This is a genomic window from Paenibacillus sp. FSL k6-2145 (genome assembly GCF_037976585.1).
Lineage (GTDB): Bacteria > Bacillota > Bacilli > Paenibacillales > Paenibacillaceae > Paenibacillus.
Genome location: NZ_CP150267.1, coordinates 5,300,371 through 5,319,384, shown reverse-complemented (window position 1 = coordinate 5,319,384; position 19,014 = coordinate 5,300,371). Strand labels below are relative to the sequence as shown.

General features: G+C 44.6%; 15 protein-coding genes. 3 read left to right on the top strand and 12 right to left on the bottom strand.

Translation table 11 applies throughout. The features are described from left to right. Positions 1-20: 20 nt before the first annotated feature. From NZ043_RS23625 to NZ043_RS23600, 6 genes are all read right to left on the bottom strand, one after another. The gene (locus tag NZ043_RS23625) at positions 21-890 is read right to left on the bottom strand and encodes a carbohydrate ABC transporter permease (RefSeq protein WP_083679484.1); all 870 of its coding nucleotides are present in this window, start codon (positions 888-890) and stop codon (positions 21-23) included. 2 nt (positions 891-892) lie between these two features. Next, entirely contained in the window at positions 893-1,852 is a 960-nt protein-coding gene (locus NZ043_RS23620; protein ID WP_091016421.1) for an ABC transporter permease subunit, read from the bottom strand. Positions 1,853-2,120: 268 nt separating this feature from the next. Continuing rightward, the gene (locus NZ043_RS23615) at positions 2,121-2,819 is read right to left on the bottom strand and encodes a hypothetical protein (RefSeq protein WP_339309365.1); all 699 of its coding nucleotides are present in this window, start codon (positions 2,817-2,819) and stop codon (positions 2,121-2,123) included. A gap of 147 nt (positions 2,820-2,966) precedes the next feature. Next, positions 2,967-3,857 carry a UDP-N-acetylmuramate dehydrogenase gene (gene murB / locus NZ043_RS23610; protein WP_339309364.1) on the bottom strand — a complete coding sequence of 297 codons (891 nt, stop codon included), beginning with the start codon at positions 3,855-3,857 and terminating at the stop codon, positions 2,967-2,969. Between the two features lie 254 nt (positions 3,858-4,111). Then, a complete protein-coding gene (locus NZ043_RS23605) occupies positions 4,112-5,092 on the bottom strand; it encodes an SDR family NAD(P)-dependent oxidoreductase (RefSeq protein WP_339309363.1) in 981 nt (326 codons plus the stop codon). Positions 5,093-5,261: 169 nt separating this feature from the next. After that, positions 5,262-5,924, bottom strand: coding sequence for a hypothetical protein (locus NZ043_RS23600; RefSeq protein WP_339309362.1), 663 nt, complete (start codon positions 5,922-5,924; stop codon positions 5,262-5,264). Positions 5,925-6,087: 163 nt separating this feature from the next. Here NZ043_RS23600 and NZ043_RS23595 point away from each other — a divergent pair, with 163 nt between their 5' ends. Further along, positions 6,088-6,762: a class I SAM-dependent methyltransferase gene (locus NZ043_RS23595; RefSeq protein WP_339309361.1), complete on the top strand. Its 675-nt coding sequence runs from the start codon at positions 6,088-6,090 to the stop codon at positions 6,760-6,762. A gap of 69 nt (positions 6,763-6,831) precedes the next feature. Here the strand turns inward: NZ043_RS23595 and NZ043_RS23590 are convergent, their stop codons facing one another. The 5 genes from NZ043_RS23590 to NZ043_RS23570 form a co-directional block, all read right to left on the bottom strand. After that, positions 6,832-8,235, bottom strand: a complete 1,404-nt coding sequence (locus NZ043_RS23590; RefSeq protein WP_339309360.1) for a PQQ-binding-like beta-propeller repeat protein — start codon at positions 8,233-8,235, stop codon at positions 6,832-6,834. A gap of 195 nt (positions 8,236-8,430) precedes the next feature. Then, on the bottom strand, positions 8,431-10,482 hold the full coding sequence (locus NZ043_RS23585) for a serine hydrolase domain-containing protein (protein ID WP_339309359.1): 2,052 nt from the start codon (positions 10,480-10,482) through the stop codon (positions 8,431-8,433). 110 nt (positions 10,483-10,592) lie between these two features. Continuing rightward, entirely contained in the window at positions 10,593-11,891 is a 1,299-nt protein-coding gene (locus tag NZ043_RS23580; protein ID WP_339309358.1) for a GHKL domain-containing protein, read from the bottom strand. Position 11,892: 1 nt separating this feature from the next. Then, positions 11,893-12,633: a LytTR family DNA-binding domain-containing protein gene (locus tag NZ043_RS23575; protein WP_105598657.1), complete on the bottom strand. Its 741-nt coding sequence runs from the start codon at positions 12,631-12,633 to the stop codon at positions 11,893-11,895. Between the two features lie 197 nt (positions 12,634-12,830). Further along, positions 12,831-13,595 carry a YheC/YheD family protein gene (locus NZ043_RS23570; RefSeq protein WP_105598656.1) on the bottom strand — a complete coding sequence of 255 codons (765 nt, stop codon included), beginning with the start codon at positions 13,593-13,595 and terminating at the stop codon, positions 12,831-12,833. 200 nt (positions 13,596-13,795) lie between these two features. Here NZ043_RS23570 and NZ043_RS23565 point away from each other — a divergent pair, with 200 nt between their 5' ends. Both NZ043_RS23565 and NZ043_RS23560 read left to right on the top strand, forming a co-directional pair. Next, positions 13,796-14,605 (top strand): DUF6492 family protein, encoded by an 810-nt coding sequence (locus NZ043_RS23565; protein ID WP_339309357.1) that lies wholly within the window; start codon positions 13,796-13,798, stop codon positions 14,603-14,605. A 17-nt stretch (positions 14,606-14,622) separates the two neighbouring features. Then, positions 14,623-15,996: a sugar phosphate nucleotidyltransferase gene (locus NZ043_RS23560; protein ID WP_339309356.1), complete on the top strand. Its 1,374-nt coding sequence runs from the start codon at positions 14,623-14,625 to the stop codon at positions 15,994-15,996. A 105-nt stretch (positions 15,997-16,101) separates the two neighbouring features. Here the strand turns inward: NZ043_RS23560 and NZ043_RS23555 are convergent, their stop codons facing one another. Next, positions 16,102-18,921: a glycoside hydrolase family 2 TIM barrel-domain containing protein gene (locus NZ043_RS23555; protein WP_339309355.1), complete on the bottom strand. Its 2,820-nt coding sequence runs from the start codon at positions 18,919-18,921 to the stop codon at positions 16,102-16,104. Positions 18,922-19,014: the final 93 nt, after the last annotated feature.

Sequence of the window (19,014 nt, the reverse complement as noted above, 5' to 3'; positions counted from 1 at the left end):
ATCATCCCCCTGAACATGGTTTATTCTTTCAGTGATCCGAGCAATGAACCTTTCACAAAATACTTCTGTAGATAAGGATACACCAAAATAATGGGAACGCTTGCAAAAAGTATCGTCGCTGCCTTTAACGTGGTTGTATTGAAGTTGTAATCCCCAAGAAACATATTTACCTGGGCCAGTTCCTCCGGGCTGGTTAAATACGCTCGCAGCTTCATCTGCAAAGGCCAGAGCCCTGGATCACGTAGAAACAGTACCGCCCGCTGGAACGTGTTCCAGTATCCCACCGCATAGAACAGACTGACCGTAGCCAGAACCGGCTTGGATAGCGGCAAATAAATCTGAAACAGGATCCGGAAGTCATGGCAACCGTCGATTCGGGCCGTGTCATCAAGTTCTTTGGGCAAGCTCATGAAAAAGGTACGCAGAATGACCATATTAAATGTGCCAATTACACCAGGAATAATCAGGGACCAGATGGAATTCATCATGCCCAGCTCCCTTACCGTCAGAAAGAATGGAATCATCGGGGCATTGAAAATCATCGTAATTACGATGCCCAGCATCACTTGTTTGCGAATCATGAATTCTCTGCGCGATAACGGAAAAGCGGTCAACACTGAAAACAACATACTAAGCGCAGTACCCACTACCGTAATGAATACGGTTACACCGAACGATTGCCATAAGCCTGAGCTTTGTAGAATGTGTTTCCATGACGCGAAAGTAAAGCCGACGGGCCACAGAAATACTTCTTTGGAGTCTGCCGCAACCGGCGAACTCAGGGAAACGGCAAGCAGATGTAGCAATGGAAGGAGCATCGTAAAGGCCGCAAGCGTCAGGAAAATGTAGTTGGCGGTTTGGAACAGCTTTTCTCCAATCGTCTGCTTGATCATTACCACAACCCCTCTCCTGATTTTCTCGCTAGCCGATTGAAGACCCAGAGCAGAATAAAGCCAATCACCGACTGAAATAGACCAATCGCTGTTGTTACGCTATATTGCCCTTGCAGGACACCAGAGCGGTATACGTACGTTTCAATGATATCCCCTACCGAGTAGGTCATCGGTGTCAGCAGGTTATAGATCTGATCAAAGCCAAGTTCCAGGAAATTGCCGATATTCAGCAGGAACAGGGTTAAGATCGTCGGGAACAACGCAGGCAATGTAATGTAGATCGTTTGCTTCCAGCGGTTCGCTCCGTCCATCACTGCCGCTTCATATTGCGTGGGATCAATGCCACTTACCGCAGCGAGATATATAATCGTTCCCCACCCTACCTCTTTCCAGATGGAGGACAGGACAACAATAGGTCGGAAATATTGCTCCTGCTGCATATACAGGATCGGCTCGAACCCGAACCATCCACGGACAGCGTTTACAAAACCACCCGAGGCTAGCACCTCAAACACGATCCCCCCGACAACAACCCAGGAGAGAAAATGAGGCAGATAAAACAGACTCTGCAAAAAGCGTTTGGCAAGCATTTTTCTCACTTCGTTGAACAATAGCGCTAGCAGGATGGGAGCAGGAAATCCGATCACCAGTTTGTATAAGGCAATCAGAGCTGTATTCCGAAGCACGTGATAGAAATCCTGATACGTAAAAATAAATTTGAAGTTATCCAGGCCAACCCATGGACTACTCCATATACCTTTCATAATCTGAAAGTTCTGAAATGCAATCACGCTTCCGCCCAGTGGAATGTACTTGAAAATAATATAGAACAAAATGCCGGGCAGGATCATGACATACAACATCCAGTGTTTTCGAATGTTACGCAGATAACTTGGTTTGACGGGTTTGTTGACTGTAACCCCGGGTTGCAACGTTGATGTTTCGGACAGCTCAGCCATACGATCGCGGGCCCCCTTTGACAGAATGATGGTGAATGACGAGCAGGCTCCTCTGTTCACATGTTAAGGGAGAGCGGGGTCAGCAACAATCGTTCAATCAGCCATAGCATGAGCCAATCGCTTGCGTGACGCGGGTTTGCAGGATCGGTTCATTCACTGGCGGAATGGTTGGTACTACATTGGCAACAAAAAAAAGCCGCCAAGGGCGACCTCTGAAGCGATTATGGTGTTGTTTACTTTTCACTTTATGTCCTTAATAGTCCATATCTCATTTCCCCAGAGTTAACGATCCGCTGTCATTGGCATCTTTAATTTGTTCATGGGTAATGAGTTTCCCTTCTTCGTTAAATCCCTTAATAATATATGGGATAGCCGCTGACGGAGGAAGGAAAACATACCAGATTAGATGTCCATGACTCACCTCAACCAGTTTCGCTTCGGTCTCAATCACTTTTCCACCTTCCTCAGTCTCTACATATAAACGTTTAATGGATGAATCTTTAATATTACCAAATAACATCGGAAACGGTGCCGATACTTTTTCCAACTTCGGTATGCTCATATAATGCAACGCATACTTGGATTCATCTGATTCATTAATGGAATATCCTCCACCCCATACCCATTTCCATCCGAAAATGTTCTTGCGGGTATACTCCATCTGAAGATTACTGTTGTTTTCCCGATCCTTTTTTTGTGTGAACAAAATCATGCCACCGTTTACAGCCTCCTGATGAATGAATTGGGAGGTATAAAACTCACCTCTAAATTCCTGAACTGCCCTCTCAGGACTGTTCGCTATAGGAATATGTATAGGTTCACTTAATCCCCAAACCTTGGATATCCGTTGATCGGCTAGCCCGCCAGCACGTTCATTCATATACATATATGCCAAGATTGACAGGGGCGATAGTAAAATTACCATTGCAGTGATTAGCAGCAGAATTCTCCTGTTACGCTTGAACATCTCCATGTACACTCCTTATGATAACGATGAAATATTAAATACAATCACTCTGATATTACCATAATTAGCATGTGAGTTCTTGTTTGAGTATAATTCGTACAATTAAAAAAGGCCGCCAAGGGCGACCTTTCAAGTCATTCATCGAAGCTATTCTCCCAGAAAGATTACTTCGGTTTCCAATTCAACTTGGAACGTATCATATACTTTCTGCTGAATAAATTGGATCAGATCCATATAATCCTGGGCAGTAGCGTGATCCACATTTACGATAAAACCTGCATGCTTCATGGAAATTTCAGCGCCTCCGATGCGCGTGCCCTGCAAGTTACAATCCTGAATCAGTTTACCGGCAAAATGCCCTTCGGGTCGTTTAAATACACTTCCACAAGAAGGGAACTCAAGCGGCTGCTTGGATTCTCTCAGGAACGTTAATTCCTTCATTTTGCTCGCAATATCTTCCTTGTTTCCTTTTTTGAGCCCGAATTCGGCCTCCAGTATGATATAGTGATCCATCTTGAAGAGACTATTTCGATAACCAAACTTCATCTCTTCTCGCGGGATCTCCAACACTGCGCCATCTTTGGTGATCACAGTCGCACGTTCAACTACATCAGCGATCTGACCGCCATAAGCACCAGCATTCATGTATAGTGCGCCCCCCGTGCTGCCGGGAATGCCACAAGCAAACTCCAAACCGGTCAAGCTGTGCTCCAAAGCAAGTCTGGATACATCAATGATATCAACGCCGCTTTGCGCAATCATGCTGTCCTCATTCACTTTAATTTGATCGAAGTGGCTAAGAGAAATCGTTACTCCCCGGATGCCCCCGTCTTTAATAATAACGTTTGAGCCTTTTCCAATGACCGTCAGAGGTAACTGATGTAAGTTGGCAATTTCCACGATTTTAGTGATTTCGTCTATCGTTGTTGGATGGATGAGAATATCTGCGTTGCCACCTATTTTAATAAACGTGTGATTTTTTAGCGGTTCATTGAATTTCACTTTTTCCAAAGGTATCTGATGCTCAAAAATATTCATGATTTTCTCTCCCTGAATTCATAAAGAAATGATTGCACCATCGCGAAAATGAGATGCTCCTTCTTTATTATATGCTAAATAGGAGATTTTGTTTGAAATTATGTTGTTTTCATTATAATTAATCGCATTCTCTTTAGATTTTGAAATTTTCCGTGAGTTCCTGAAGACGTTATGCCATGCGGGCCAGATAAGAAGAAGATGAGCTGATCTCCTGCATGGAAGCAAGCTGTTGCTCTGTTGCCGCAACTACATGATTATGAGAGTTCTATGTCTGTTTGAGTCAGCTTGACCGATAGATCCCATAAACGAAGAGCTTGCTCAGGGTCGATAGCATACTTCTTGACCCCATAGAAACCTCCATCCTCTGGAGCCATTTCACTGATGTCACAATCCTCACAGTAGACACCGCCTTTTCCCTCAAGCTGAGGTGAAGTTGCTGCCCAGACTTGCGTCGCTGCCCCCTGCTCAGGTGTTTTGAACGCAGGGTTAGCCACTTGTCCAGATTCATCAATCCAGCCCAGAGCAATCATTTCCTCTTTTGGCATATGACGCTGTAGTGGTGTCATAATTCCGCCTGGATGAACGGAGAAAACCCGTACGCCATGCTTAGCACCTCTACGATCCAGCTCAACGCTGAATAAAATCGTTGCTGTTTTGGACTGTCCATAGGCAGGGAATTTCTCATAACCTTGCTCAAATTGGATGTCATCCCAACGAATCGGTGAGAAATGATGTCCCGCTGATGCCAAGGAAACAACACGTGCTCCCCCCTGACTTGCGAGTGCTGGCCACAACAGATTAGTCAGGGCAAAGTGGCCCAGATGGTTTGTTGCAAATTGAGCTTCCCAGCCAGGACCAACCCGCGTCTCCGGACAAGCCATGATGCCAGCATTAAGAATCAGCATGTCGATGTTCCGATCACTCGCCAGAAACCGCTCGGCAAAAGCACGAACGCTGGATAAATCAGCGAGGTCCAGTGCATCTATTTCAACACCTTCCAGACCAGAGAGTGCTTCCTTCGCAACCGCTGGACGACGCGCAGTCACCACTACCCGGGCCCCCGCATTGACAAGCGCACGTGTCGTCTCCAACCCAAGGCCGGAATATCCACCCGTTACAATAGCAAGCTGTCCTGACAAGTCCAGATCTCTCAATACATCCTGCGCTGTACTGTTATGGTTGAAGCCAGAACCCATTTTATGTTGTAAAGTTCTGGTATTATTTTCCTGTGTCATTCTGTTCATCTCCTTGGTAATATTTCTACTTCTTCAAAGTCTACACCCTAGAGCGTACTCTAAGTCAAATGGAAGTGAATACATCACCTCGCAACTTTTCCGTGCAATCTGCATAAGTAAAAAAGCCGCCAATTGGCGACTTTCGTTGAAAAGTTTATAGTCATCTAAGTTACGAATCACCCTGAACGGTGGATAACGAAACAAGGACCGGGCTGGCGAAATCAGAAGCCTCTTCTCCTTTTGGATTATGAAGACGGAATAGAAATGCATCCCCTTCTTCTGATTTCCAGACCATATAATCGCTAATGCCTTTTTCACCAGAGGCCTGAAGATAGAGCTCGGCATAACCAAGCGGGTGTTCTACCAGTTCTCCACTATAATCGGATACCTTACCGGCTTTTTCTAATTCTTCTTTACCCGCTGTCTCCAGTTCTGCCAGATTATACTCCGAAGGCAGTGGTTCAATATCCACATAATAGTCAGCGTTACTAGTCAGTGACAGACGGCCTTGAGCAGCATCAAATGTGAATTTCTCAAATACGTACAAGGAAAATCCTTCTCCTTGTTGCAAGGTCGCTTCTAGTGATTGATTGCCATCTGCGGTCAACATTTCAAAACTTTCGGTCTGTGGGCGCTCTGTTTCATTCGCTTCTTCTGTTCCATCTGTTTCAGATGGTTGTTCATTTCCTGTTGAAGGTGCTGGAGCAGATTCACCTACTGGCATTGATGGTTGAGGGCTAGGCAAAGGTCCATTACTACCAGAGCAAGCTGCAAGTGTTAGAACTATAACGATTAACGAGATACTCATCATAATAGAACGTGGTTGAAACATCAGGTTCATTCCTCCCTGTCTATATTCTGCGCTTACATGTTATTACCCATGGCAGAGACTCGGAACCCATAGGTCCAACCTATGAGTTTATCCATAATCAGTATTTCCCTTGATCCCTTCCAGTTTGTAAAATATGGAGAAAACCTCAAGGAGTGATGAGCACATGGAATTCTCAGTAAAGCAGCTGTTTGATAAGGTAGCCCAAGATTATGATGTGCAGCGAAAGCAGCTTATCCCTTGTTTTGATGATTTTTATGGAATGGCCCTGGATCTAATGGAAAGCCCGCTCGATTCTCCACGTATTCTTGATCTGGGTGCAGGAACGGGACTGCTCTCCGGATTGGTCCTGCAAAAGTATCCCAACGCGCGATTAACCCTGATCGATATTAGTGATCAAATGCTTGAAGCAGCACGTCGAAGATTTGCTGATGCAAACCAAGTACAGTATGTGATCGGGGATTACTCCAAGTACGATTTCACCAGTTCCTACGATATGATTATTTCCTCCCTGTCTATTCACCATCTGACCCACGCTGACAAGAAAAAGGTGTTTGAAACTGTACATAGGCTGTTAGAACCAGGTGGATGCTTCATCAACGCAGATCAGGTTCAGGGAAGAACCCTCGATACGGACACCTATTACCGCCAGCGCTGGTTAGAATCGATTCATCAAAGTGGTTTGTCTAAGGAAGCCATCTCGGCTTCGATCGAAAGACGCAAGGTGGATATCAATGCCACACTGGAGGATCAATTGATGTGGTTGGAGGAAGCGGGGTTTCGTGTGGCAGATTGCATGTACAAATACTTGGACTTTGCAGTGTTTTATGCGCAAAAATAAAAAAAGACCGGATTATGAGCAAGTTATGCCTTGATCCGGTCTTCATACATATTTTTCATTCTGAATCACTTATTTCAGCGATGCTGGCAGCTTAACGCCGAGAAGTTTGCCTTCGGCTTGGATGATGATTATTCCATTTGTCTTCAATGTCTTATTATGCAGATCTCCCCCGGTAGCGACTCGAAAAGCTGGCTGACCCGTCATCATGTTGAGGGCAAGCAGGGTGCCGTTACGTTGCGCTCGATACATTCCTTTACCATAAACATCAATCTGAGAAACCGGGGCATCACCATGCCACTGAACTTCCTGACCATTAGCCAGCTTAATGCCTTTAAGTTCACCTGTCTCGAGGTTTTTGTACACCACCCGTTCCTGTACAATGCCAAGTAAATCCGTTTTGTCCCCGTAAGGTTGGTGAAACGTTCGAATTGGCGTAGTTTTCGACTTGGTTGTATTCAACGAGTACTCCGCTATGTTGTCCCCCTGCGCAATGTACAGTTTGTCTTTATTGACAAGTATACCTCCTCTACCATTCATATACGGTGGGTCACCCGGCATGGTCCACCTATACTCCTGACTTCCTTTCAACACACCGGTCTTCAGGTTGTACGCATTAACTTTCCATTTGCGTTCAGGTGAAGACTCATCATCTTCCAACATTGGAGAATAAAAATCCACCGAATACACAAGTCCGTCTTTGATCTGAATAGCTTCCCCCTGACCAAAATGACCCCATAACTTCTTGCCCGTTTTCTTGTCATACGCATTAAGTTGAACGGATGTAAGTGCCCCTTGGACAAAAAAGGTTCTCAGTACAATACCATTAGACTCTTCAAGATATTCAGTACCGTGACCTTCGCCTAATGGCTCATCTGCCTTCCAGCGCAGTTTGCCTGACTTGATATCCAGTGCAAACGTTGTACTTCCTTTAATAACATAGAGGGTATCCGCGCTTGGAATCAGAGCTTCTGTACGTTGAACCGTATCAATCCAGGTGGATGCCCCTGACCGCCATTTTGCTTTGCCTGTCTTCGCATTCAAGGCATATGGCTTGTGATCACTGGTCAGTCCGTAGAGGACGCCGCCTTGATAGGTAATATAAGGTGTCAATTCTTTGCCGTAAGTCCACAACCGTTTACCTGTTGTCGCATCAAGTGCAACCAACTTCGATCCAGCAAACGTGAATACTTTGCCTTCTTCTGCAATGGCATTAGCTCCGATGTACGTCTCGTTCATATTCAAATAGTTATCTACTTTTGCTGTCCAAGAAGGTTTCAGTTCTGGTACAGTGATTCGCTGATACGAATACCAGTTACGAATAGATACATCCGATGCTTCAGCATGTGCCTGAGATGGCAACACGCCGATGACTCCGTGAACCATTAATATTCCTGCAGTAAGGCCTGCAACGATGGGCCTGCCTGCTCTTATTTTCCATTGTTTCGTTGTTTGACGTTTATGTCTATTGATCATAGATAGTAATTCCTCCTGTTAAAAATGAGCCTGATATATAACTACATAAATATAACGAGCAGTGAGGTCGAATTGTTACCAGATTGTTAAATTATTCTAAAAAAATCAAAAAAAAGCCGCCATAAGGCGACTTTCTGAATACGACATTATTTATGTGACAAGTTGAGAATGTGACTTTGTAACGCAGTCCCTGCTTTACTTTAATTCAATCTGGAATACATCACCGGCATCCCCACCAAAAACGATAAAACCACTTTTCGGAAGCTTCGTCGATTCCTGATTGGTTGCTACAGAGAAGTCAACCATTTCCCCTTTATCATTATACACTGCGTAACCTCCGGTCTCCGGAGAATCCACCGTGATGGATTTGTTACTCGATCTGGCGTCGATCGCATACCACCGGGCTTGACCGTTTGCCGGAATAGTTGTAATTCCTTTTTTCCCACCAAAGATTGGAGTAATCGCATCCTCGGCAATGTATTCTTGCCCATCCTGGATCAAAATCTCGGCGCCATTCTTCGTGTAAAATTGCAGATCAAACGCGTCTCTTCCGTTCATCACAGGAATCTGGGCGATATTCTCTGCGTTGTTTGCATCCATGATTTGCGTGCCATTAGCATAGCCATTTTTGGCATCAACAGACAGGTTCTTGATCAGCATCGATGGAAGCAGATAAAAGATCGACGTTATTTTTTCATCCAGTGCATAATACTTCGAGCCGTCACGAGCTGTCCATTTCTCTTTCGTTGCTGCGTCAAGCGCATTATGATCCAGTTTTTGATAATCATACGTGTTCATTGCCGTTTGACCTATGCCAGGTAACGTAATCATACCCTGAACTTTAACATATACCTTGTCATTACGTTCCTTCACAAAACTAGCTTTCACACTGCCATCCGCACTTGTAAAATGTTCGTCGCCTGTGTACACATAGTTCTGCTCAGGAATAATTCCTCCCAGCAAAGCAGGCAGTTGCATCTCACCATCCTTAATCGCTATATCCAATGTCTCTCCTACCGTACCATAGAGACCGGAGTACGAATTTAATTCTGTTGGCATCTTCACTTTGACAGGTGGTGAGAATTTCTGATCAGGCTGAACATCGTCGATGATGCCCTGATCCTCGAGAACGTCCAGCAGCACTTTGCTGGCAAACATCTGATTGTAGACGGAAGATCCGCCAGATGATAGAACCGCCATTGAAATATCATGTTCGGGTATAGTGATTAACACGGCGTGGTACAACATGGTATCCCCGCCTTTGGCAAGCGCGGTAATCCCATAATCACTGAAAGGTGCAAGGTCAACCGAATCCCACCCCAAGCCATAATTGATCGTATTTTGCTCATCAGATACCCATATGCCATTACGATATTCATGAGATTGCATAGCCTTCACAGCAGATTCGGACAGAATATCCGGTCTGTTCCCCATTAAAACCTCTCCGAATTGACTCAATTCTTCTGCGGTAGAGTACACTCCGCCTGTGCCGATAATGTTTGCATTTTCGGTAGGCATCTTCATCTCAAGTGTAGGCCAATAGGTTTCGGATAATTGCGCTCTGTCAAAGGAATCTAGTGGTGTCTTCGTTGATTCCAACTTCAACGGCTCACTGATGTACTTGGCGATATATTCGCTGTAGCTTAATCCACTCACCCGTTCAACCAGGATTTCAAGCAATTGAAAACCGTCATTGGCGTAGACGGAATATTCGCCAGGTTTGGATTTCAGTTTTTCGGACTGAAGTTTAAGCAATAACTCATCATGATTGCGGGTGTCATTATCGTCAAACAACATGCTGTTTCCATAATGTGTACCGTAAAGACCGGATGAATGATTCATCAACATGCGCGGTGTGATTTGAGTATAGCGCGCATCTGCCATTTTAAAGTCCTTGATATACGAAGTAAGCGGCTCATCCAGATCTACTTTACCGGAATCGACAAGCTTCATGGCGGCTGCCGTAACAACCATTTTGCTAACCGAGCCTATGCCATACATGCTATCCTTGTCTACTGGCTTCTGTGATGCCTTATCGTGCAGTCCTACACTATCTGATAAAATGTATTCTCCTTCATCCATGATCGCATATTGCACACTGGTGACACCGTACGTTTGCACCATCTCCTTGGCGATCTGCTCCGCCCGTGCCTCAATCGTTGTACTGTTATTCGCCTCTGCGCTGACATCTGCCAGCGGTGTAATTACAAGCACCGCTGTACATAAAAGACTAATTAATTTTTTCATCCCATGTCCTCCCTCAAATGTTCTTATGAATGAATTCATCATATCCGGGAAGAGACTGTTCGAACGTAAACGGACCCTGAATGGAAAAAAACAACCCCTGAACGGCAGGTTCAGGGATTGTCGGTGTGGAACGGAAGCACGACCATGTTGTTAAACTTCCGATGCTGTTGCTCTATACTCATATGTCCACCATATTTCTCGCACATTCTCGATATATTGGTTAGACCGATTCCATGGTACTCCGGATTAGGCTTTTCACTTTTCAAGTCAACTATCGGCTGCTCCACATGATTCATAATCTGGATGACAAGTGCAGATGATGTGGAGTGAATGGCAATGAGGATATATCGATCCTCGGCCTGTCTAACCTTCTTGGAGGCTTCAATTGCGTTATCAAGCATGTTACCCAGCACCACACACAGATCATATCGATCGATCTGGATATGTTGCGAGTGGAGCTGGATTTTGGTGTCAATTTTGATCCCGTTTGCCTGCCCCATAGCCAAGGTATTCGTAACGAGTGCATCAATGACCAGATTGCCGGAGTTCACCCGCTGATACGCACCTTCAATGGTATTTAATGTAGACTTGATATGGTCACCTGCCGCCGCCAGTTCGTTACGTTGGATACATTCATCAATATACAGAAACTGCTGATTGATATCATGGATGATGGATTTAATGTTTTTGAAACTGTGAACGGTCTTCTCATAGTTGGCATCCTGGTAGTCCATCTGACGCTGTAACTGGGTGTTTTCATGCGCAAGCTGTACCTTTTCCACCATATTATCGAATACATATACAATGAACACGTTGAGAAATAGAGAGCCTAGTACAGAAAAGACGTAGAATATGTTTTTTTCACTATATATGGAGGCCACATTGATCTGATAGATTGTAATAATGGGTACGATAAGAAACAGCAAATAATAACGATAATGCACGGCAAAACTTCTGCGTTTAGCCACTAAACGCACAATTTGAATAACAATGAACATCATACTGCAACCAACCAGCATCACCTTGGAGAGAATCCAGTGGTTTTCTCCGTTGAACTGTTCCCATGAAATGAATTCTGTGGATTCCAAAACTCCGAGAATATATACAGCTATCGTATTTGCCATTGTAATCAGAACCGCATACAGGATGGTAAAAACAAGCTTGATTTTGAACTCCACTTCATAGGATTGTGCCAGACTGAAGATTAATAACAGAGCAACAGCAGTAGAAACGATGTCAGAGAAGGAAGAAACCAAATAAAAATAATCCAATAAGATAAAAACGATGAAATAGATCGCTCTGCGCGGCTTTCGCCTGGACTTGCCCAACACAGAATCAAAATAAAAATTCGCCTGAAATGCCATAAGTAAGGTCACAAAGATGATGGAAAAGATCATATAGCTATCCATATCACTGAATCCTCATGATCATATATTTGGTGTAGGCATCCTTGATTTCTTTTACCTTGGATCGACCTATGGGCAGTTCCGTTCCATTCAACATAACGACTTGAGTGCCGGAAAACTTCTGAACATGCATCAGGTTGATAATAATCGAGCGATGAATCTGTAAGAAACCATGGTCTTTCAAACCAGTAGCATAGCTGGATAAAATGCCTTTGGTCTCATGTACATTTTCCTGTGTCACAAAATTCAACTTGTTCTTGATTGTTAAACTTTTGACGACCTCAATCCAGAGAATATCATCATATTTCAGCAGCAGTTCATCATAGTCTGATTTGATTAGTACATACTTTTTGTCCAATGCCTGAAAATATTGACACAGCTTAATCATCTTTTCCTCGAAAACTTGCGGCTGGATTGGCTTGATCAGATATTGAAAGGTGATGACATCAAAGCTCTCCACCATATATTCCGGGTAACTGGTCAGAAACATAATCTGTACATCCAGAAACTTCATGTTTCTGATCTCTTTAGCGGTCTGAATCCCGTTCATTCCGCCCATCTCCACATCCAAGATGAGAATATTGAATGTGTCCCCAACCTCTCTGTAGTGCGAGAGCAGTTGTTCACCAGATGTGAATAGGCTAATTTGAAAATCAAAATTGGTTTTTAGAGATAAGGAGACCAGCATCGTTTTCACACGTTCTCGTTGCTGCTCCTCATCATCACAGATTGCAATATTGAACATGGGGAACATCCGCCTTTCATCGACATCGACTCTGAATTTCACTCTCGAATATACTATTTTAGCATAGGTTTCGGAGTCGAATTGGGATGAAATGCAATATTCCGACCCTAAAACGCAGATCAACAAAAAAAGTCGCCACATTGGCGACTCTTGAGCTTGAAACCTTCTCCAGCGAGACCTATGAAAAGTCCGGTCTGTTATTCTGTTTTTTTGGGCATAGCATGGCGGTAATATCGTATTACCTTGCGATACATCGTCTTGTCCTTTAATTGATTGAATATATATGGGTCAGGTTTGACATTCACTTCAATAATCCAGGGTTTCAGACTGTGGTCAAGGCCGATATCTACACCAATTTGCTTTAGATACGGGTACTTTTTTTTCATATGACGAGCTATGCGCAGGCTAAGCTCATTCATCTCATGAACCAGTTCATTCCTGCGTTTTGTTGATGCATGTGATTGTAATAGCTTGTGAATATCCATCGGTGTACCACCACTATGATAATTGGTTACGATTTTCTTTGGATGACCCAGTCGGCCGATGATTCCGGTCGCTTCCCAATGTTTGGTCGGGCTTAGCTGTATCATGACTCGGATGTCAAAACGTCTGTTATTGTGCTTAAGAAGATGGATTCCTCTCTGTATCAGATAACTTCTTTTATTCACCAAACGAGTCAGACTGTTATAAAACGATTCAAAGCTGTCAAACGTCAGGCGTTTTTGCTCTATCTGATAGACAAAATGTTGATGACTTTCCATCTCGGCCTTAATAACACCCATCCCGAAAGTACCTCTCTCGGGTTTGACATAGACCATTCCATATTTGCTGATCATGGATTTCAGATTCGTTTTATTATATTTCTGTGTGTCGGGTATAAACGGTTTAATTAATTCATTATTAATGATCAATTTTGTTTTTAACCACTTGCTTCTTAACGGCTGCAATTTATCAACTCCCATGCGTAAACTCTCCCTTCAGCAACCGCATCGTAGCCCGCTGTTTGATCAAGATCCTGCATGCATTATATGTATTACCGATAAAGGAGCCCTCAACAAAAGCCCCTATTCGTAAAAATGTATATTTGCACATGCCCTGACCAAAACACTTTTGCACACATACCATATACTGAGTCATCACGATTTGTGCAAGGAGTGAGAAGATGTCCGTCCAGCCTGGAATCCAGTTGAATAATGCACCTAAGATTGATGTTCTTATACCAGCGATCGAGAAAGATTTGGCTACCCTTCCCCTCGTCATTGATAACATTCGCCGTTATGTAAAACATCCCATTGGAAGCATATATATTGTTTCTCCGGTCAGCACCAAAATCAGAAAACTTTGTTCCCTTAAAAACTGCATTTTTGTTAATGAGCGATCCGTCCTGCCTATAACCAAAAACGACATACACTACCAGTCCTCCCGATGGAATCGGTCAGGCTGGTTATATCAGCAGTTGCTCAAAATGAACGGAGATTCCATTGTGAAGGCAAAGTACTTTCTAGTCATGGATGCGGATACCGTACTGATTAAACCTCATTCATTTCTTGTAGAAGGCAAAACAGTATTTTACTGCCGTGACTGGAGCCAGCCGGAATATTTCAATACCTACCGCAAGTTGTTAGGCATGAAAGCTCCGCGCCCCCGCTCTTTTGTCACCCATTATATGCTGTTCGACAAATCAAAACTCGCTGCCTTAAAACAGAAAATTGAAGCGGTTCATAAACTGCCATGGTACAAAGCGGTCATCTCCAATATCAATAAGAAAAAACAGTTTGGTTTCTCCGAGTATGAAACGTATGCCAATTTTATGTATACGAAAAACCCAGGCAGCATTGTCCTTAGAAGTTCCAAAAATAAAAGTCTGAATGTGAACGCTTCTTCGTTAAAAGAGCAACAAATCCGCAAGCTGGCTCTTAAATATCGTTCTCTTTCCTTTCATAAACGGAAAATTTATAGTAAAGCTCCCTGAGCTTAAGGAGGAAGCCCATGCATATCGTACTGCTGTGCGGCGGCTCTGGCAAAAGGCTCTGGCCGTTATCCAATGAGCTTCGCTCCAAGCTGTTCATAGATATACTTCCATCACCCGCTGGAGGTAAGGAATCCATGATCAGCAGAGTATGCCGCCAGCTTGATGTTTCATCCCTAACCGATTCAACGCTCATTATTTCACATCAGGACCAGGCTAATATTACGGCTCGACATACTCAAGGCAAAATACCAGTCATCGGGGAACCTTATAAACGAGGCACTTTTACTGCGGCGGCCTTAGCAACGTTATATCTGCAATCCTTCCGAATGGCCAAAGATGACGATGTGATCTGTATCGCGCCAGCTGATGTGTTCGCAGGTGAAGATTTTTTCAGCAACTTCCAATTACTGCCGGATATATTGAAACATTCTCAAGCCGATATCGCTTTAATTGGGACAAGGCCTACACATGCTTCAGAACAGTATGGATACATCATGCCGGGTGGGGAAGAACGTAATGCTTATGCGCCCATAACACAATTTATAGAAAAACCCGAAGCCACCATTGCTGAGACTCTGCTACAACGTGGGGCACTATGGAACTGCGGTGTGTACGCATTCACCGTCGCGTTTATGATATCCCATATTAAAAAAATGGGGCTGCCGGTTCATTATGATCAATTGTCGTCCCTGTATGAAGCGTTGCCTGAACGCAGTTTTGACAAGCATGTTGCAGAAAAGGCACAGCGGGCCGTAGTCCTGCCTTATAAGGGAGTATGGCAGGATATCGGAAGCTGGGATACGCTGTGCGCACAGTTAGATACCCATGTAATCGGACACGGTGGAATCTCGGGTTCTTCCTCCGATTCCTATATTATTAACGAGCTTCCCTACCCTATCCAAGTCATTGGCGTGCCAGGTATTATCGCTGCTGCAAGTCCGGATGGCATTCTCATTGCCAACAAAAATAATTCAAATGAAATTAAAGCGCAATTGGGTAGCTTGCCACTAAAACCGATGTATGGTGAATCAACCTGGGGCAGTTATCGTGTCATTGAAGGTTCGTTAGAAGATGAGAATACAACTGTAACCACATTAAACATAACGGTTCTACCGGGCAAACATATCGGGTTGAACTGGCATAGAACTGGGTGTAGAGCATGGACCGTGCTTGCAGGCAGTGGGCAAGTGCTTGTCAACGGAAAGGTCATGCAAGTGAGTATGGGCAATCAGTTCGCAATTACCAAGGAGAGTCTCTTTTCTATTCTGGCTGAAACCAGGATGGTGATCCTTGAGGTCCGGATCGGAGTAGCAGAGGATAAAGACAACATACTTTTTGAAGAAGAAGATTGGAATGTTATCCTAAAAAGTGCAGGTTCATCTAACGCTTAATGGGCGAATGAACCGATTCAATCTGCATGTCTTATAGCCCCTTCCATTCGCGGAAGGGGCTCATTGGCATAATTAAGGGAGACCTGACACTTCTTCCCCTACATCTTAGTTAAACAACTTGCGAAGTTCCTCTACTTCCAGACGTGCAACTGGCTGGTAAGCGGAACTCTGTACATAACGCCGGAAGCTGTATAACAACTGTCTGCCTTCCAATGTAGTCATCAGACGCTCCAGATTCAGCGCTCCCATCAGCACTCTCCCCTTCCGGACCCGACACTCCATCAACAGGCCGAGCTTGTGGTTTCGCTCAAAATTGTCAATGGTCTGCACGATCGGATTCAAGTCTTTATCCAACTCATCTAAGATGATCGATGACGACTCGGACACGATGCTCCACCACGGATAAGTTGAGTGCTCCTCTGTGACAAAATGTTCGAAGGCCGGATGATCCTGTTGAATTAACAAGCCCATTGTGCCCACAGGAACTTCTCTTTTCATATTCTCCGAGATGGATCGGAACATAGGGTAAGACCAGAAATCGGTGCTATAGAAACCTTGAATCGCATGTTGAATCTGGTCGGGATTTGGGAAAAGCATAATATCCTCTCCCTGCTCAAGCAGCGCCAACGCCTGTTCCGAGAGTTCGGTAAATAGATTCAAACCGCTCAGGTCCACGTCCAGTTGACTCGGGTAGATCCACAGGTCGTAAGACTTACGGATATCCGTGCCCGGAATGGACAGTCTAAGCTCCACTTTGGTCATATTGGAGACTTCAGGAATGCGAATGCTGAGATCCGCTATATTCACATAATGTTCTCCATGGGTCGCTGGCAGGTCTGCTTTCCCTTCCAATAGGACGCTTCCTTCGATCTGCTCGCTTTGAATTTCCCACTTCAATTGAAGTCCATCCAATGCTTGTCTCCGGAAGTAACTTAGTTCAATGCGTGCTTCGAACAATTCACCCGCTTGATAATTATATTTGGGGAATCTCGCCAACAACACAGCGTCGGAACAAAACGTTCTCCACTCCTCAGGTGTAATCATGCCTTTGGAATCCATGAATGCGTCCAGTACACCCACCAGCGCTGTTCCCTGACCGCTGAAATCCTGAAGATCCAGCAGCTGGAACCCGGCTAGTTGCTGCGAACGAAAAGCAGCTTCCAGTTCTTCCTTGTAACATGCGACCGCGAGTTTACCAGAAGCTCTGAAGTATGCTTCCGCCAGATGTCCCAGTCCTTTAGCATTCAGACGCTCTCGAAACACTTCGAAATTCTTGGCTTTGAGAGAACCCGTATACTTGTTGATCTCCTCGAAATTAGGAAACGTGGCGTACTGTCCAATTTCATGCGAGATGATTGGTACGTGTGAGACAAGTTGGTCACTTCCAGCTTCGGCCTGCACTGTTTTGGAACCTGTCCCATACTGAATCTGAATCTCTTTGTCCCCAGTCTGACCGGAAGGGTCAGCATCGCTGCCTTGCTCAGGTACAATGTTTGAATCGTAATCTTTCAATGTATTTGGCAGGTCGGTCTGCACGTGACCGAGCGGAGCATCACACATCGCATATGAACCTCTGAACAGGCGCTCTTTGGAGAAACGAACCCCGCAGAAGAATTCACTTTCCTCCAGAATGTCCGGCACAAACTGAAAGTTATTCGAACCTTCGGTGTATAGATGACGATGATCATATGCTTTGTATGCCTTCAGGATCGAATTCAATCTGTCTTTGCTTCCCCATAGTTCATTCCCCATGGACATCATGACAAACGAAGGATGATTACCAAAAGCACGCAGCATCGCAAATCCTTCGCTAATCAAGTAATCCTGCTCTGCTTGATTATGTCCATCCGAAGATTCATCCGTAATGGTTCCCCAGAACGGAAGTTCAGGTTCCATGTAGATGCCGAGCAGATCCGCTGCAATAAAAGCAGCCTCCGGAGGACAACAGGTATGGAAACGGTAGTGATTGATACCGTAGGACTTGGAGATAGCGAGAATGCGAACCCATTCATCCACATCTGTTGGCGCGTATCCCGTGAGCGGAAAGATCAGCCCGTCATGTTTGCCTCGAAGAAACGTTTTGCGACCATTAATGGTGAATTTGTCTCCAGCAGCCCGGAATTCCCGTAATCCCGTCCATACTTCGGTGGAATCCAGCACTTCGCCGTCCTGATCTTGCAGATGAATATGGAGTTGGTACAGGTTAGGTTCATCATCACTCCATAACATCACATCTTCGCCAATCTTGTACGTCAGCTGGATTTCCTGCGAATCCGGGGCGAAAATCTGTTCCTCGGTCGTATACACCGGATCTGCACTGACTGCAACAGCCGAAACCACGATTCGTACTTCTTGCAGGTCACCAACAAGTGCTGCCTTGATCTCGAAAGATCGAGTCGCAAGATCGGGATAGACCTGAACATTATCCAGGAAAACACGCTCGAAAAATTGAAGTTCCACTTTCCCGGTGATGCCGTTCCAATTCGTCTGCGTGTCTTCGGATGTAAGGTGACCACCTTTGGTTGGATAATTGGTATTGTCCACTCGAATGGTAATTGTATGAGTCCCAGCGGATAGCCCTGCCTCAATCTCGTAACGGTGAGGTGTGTTCAGACTGTTTTGTGTTCCGCATTCCACCCCATCGATCCAAACTGTGGTTACTCGTGTTCGTTCCAAATGCAAGAAGCAACGTTTGCCAGCCAAGTGTTCGGGAATTTCAATCTCTCGTGAAAACCAGGCATAACCCTCAAATAAGTACTCATCCGTCAGCGCACCGATTAACACATTCTCGTTTTTCTTCCCCTTGGCCGCATGAGATGTAGTATTTGGCAATGTAATGACGTCTGAGAAATTCAAACCACGTTCCACCTTATTTTCATCGAGTTGGAGTTTCCAGACACCTTCCAGATTTCTTGCAGCAATCATGATAATGTCCCCTTTTAGATTCATATAATCGATATAAGTAATCGCTTCCAAGATACAGAAACCGTTTTCGAAAAACATACCTGTATTATAAAC